Source organism: Moorena sp. SIO2C4, assembly GCF_010672485.1.
In the GTDB taxonomy this organism is placed as follows: domain Bacteria; phylum Cyanobacteriota; class Cyanobacteriia; order Cyanobacteriales; family Coleofasciculaceae; genus Moorena; species Moorena producens.
In genome coordinates this window covers 1-2,319 of record NZ_JAAHGN010001134.1, presented here as the reverse complement: position 1 = coordinate 2,319, position 2,319 = coordinate 1, and the positions used below count along the sequence as shown (strand labels likewise).

Below are 2,319 nucleotides of genomic sequence, written 5' to 3'. Positions count from 1 at the left end.
TCAGAACCAGGTCAGGGAGCCGAGTTTGTCATTAGTTTGCCAAGATAAAATCTGAAAACCTCAGGTGCGATTGACCCATTAAGAATTAAATTCGCCACAGGTCGCACCTTCTGCGACAAGGGTTAAGTAAAGGTAAGCTATCAGCTATCAGCCGTCAGCAGTCAGCTAATCAACGGTCGTAAACAAGAATCGGGGGTGCTGGTAGCACAGGCTTCTAGCTGGTGGCACAAGCTTCGACGCATCGGACCAAACCCATTAGCTGATAGCTGACGGCTGAATGCTTACAAGTAAAGAATTCCTATTACTTATAGGGTTTCGTGCGCAGTTGAGCCTAAGTCCTGACAGCGTACCATCAACAGTCAACTATATAAGTAATATTTTGTATCAAGGACTACAAACACCTGGTCAGAGGTTTGTTACTTTCATCCATTAGACTGATGACAGGTGTGAGTGAGAACAATGAATAAACAATTACGCGCGATGTTACTGATGAGTCCATTGATGTTGGTATCCCAATGGGCAGCATCCAAGGTCGCGATCGCACAAGAGGTTTCACCAAACCTTGACCCAGTAAACCTGGGGCAAATGCCTGCACAATCAAAGCAGGTGTCAGTTGATAAACTGATCAAACAGAGTAAACAAGAGTCAGCTTCCATGGGTCAAGTCACCAGTGTTTCCCAACTGCGTGATGTATCTCCTGGAGACTGGGCTTATGAAGCGCTACGGAGTTTGGTAGAGCGCTACGGTTGTATTGCAGGATATCCCAATCGCACCTTTCGCGGGAATCGCGCAACAACCCGGTATGAATTTGCCGCTGGTTTAAATGCTTGCTTGAACCAGATTGAGCGTTTAATTGCTGCGTCTACCGCCGATTTTATCACTCGTGAGGACTTAGAAACCCTGCAACGGCTGATTCAGGAGTTTGAATCAGAATTGGCTACTCTCGGTGCACGAGTGGATAACTTAGAAGGACGGGTGGCATTTTTAGAAGACCATCAGTTTTCTACCACCACCAAGCTAGAAGGGGAAGTGGTCTTCTCTATTGCCAACGCCTTTGGTGAAGACAGTGACAACCAAGTCGTGTTCCAAGACCGGGTACGTTTAGCGTTTGTCTCCAGCTTCACCGGTAAAGATGCCCTCTACACCCGTCTGGATGCCGGTAATGCAGCTACCTTTGATGGCACAGACCAAGGTGCCTTTACTTACAGCTTTGACAGCGGCAACGACCTGGGTATTGGTTGGCTAGCCTACTACTTCCCGATTGGGGATAATATTGATGTCTATCTGCCAGCTGCCTTTCCCCTTTGGCAAGATTTTGTCCCCACCATCAGCCCCTACCTGGATGACTTCACTGGCGCTAGCGGTGTTCTTTCCAGCTATGCTGAATCGAGCCCCATCTATAAAATTGGTTTAGGCGCAGGTGGTGGACTAGGCATCAACTTTAGCCTCGCCGATGCCGTAGTATTGAGTGCAGGTTACTTTGGTGGCAATTCCTTTGACCCCTCTGAAGGTCAGGGTTTATTCAACGGTGAGTTTTCTGCCTTAGGTCAGCTGACATTTTCCCCTAGCGACAGCTTTCAGTTAGCCTTCACTTACGTTCGTGCCTACTTCAATGACTTTGATGATGGCAACGCTATCTTTGATACGGGTGTTGGAACTGAAAACGCCAGGGCACCCTTTGGTGATGGAGGAGATGTCACAGCAAACACTAACTCCTACGGCGTAGAAGCCTCTTTTCAATTCTCTCCCAATTTAGTAATTAATGCCTATGGCGGCTACACCGATGCTGAACAAGCTTCTGGTGGCAACGGTGATGCTGAGATTTGGTACTACGGTCTAGGACTGGCATTACCAGACTTTGGCAAAGAAGGTAACTTACTTGGTATAGTTGCCGGTTCTGAGCCTTATGTTGGTGGTGATGATGATACCGCCATTCATGTTGAAGGCTTCTACAAGTATCAGGTAAATGATAATATCTCGATTACTCCCGGATTAATCTGGATTGCTGCTCCCTTTGGAGACAGTGATAACGAGGATGTCGTGATTGGTGCTCTTAGAACTACTTTCAAATTCTAAGACCTGATCCCAAGTCCGGTTAATCACTTATAATACTGTAGAACCCATGGCTTTTCATGACTTGAAAATTGAAAATTGAAAATTGTTAACTTTCAAGTCACGAAAAGCCAAAAATTATAAGAAGTTAACCGGGCTCGGTATTAGCAAATTATTAGTAATATCATGTCCGCTTGAATCCTTATACTAGGGGCGAAAGCAAGGCATTTGGCATTTGGCACCCACCCCTAACCCCTCCCAGGAGGG

General features: G+C 46.5%; 1 protein-coding gene. It reads left to right on the top strand.

The genetic code is table 11. The features are described 5' to 3' along the window. Positions 1–459 precede the first annotated feature (459 nt). On the top strand, positions 460–2,076 hold the full coding sequence (locus F6K20_RS34650; protein ID WP_287247781.1) for an iron uptake porin: 1,617 nt from the start codon (positions 460–462) through the stop codon (positions 2,074–2,076). Positions 2,077–2,319: the final 243 nt, after the last annotated feature.

Bases quoted from the DNA above. Each gene is read 5' to 3' on its own strand.
- F6K20_RS34650 (WP_287247781.1), top strand. From the start codon at position 460: ATGAATAAACAATTACGCGCGATGTTACTGATGAGTCCATTGATGTTG.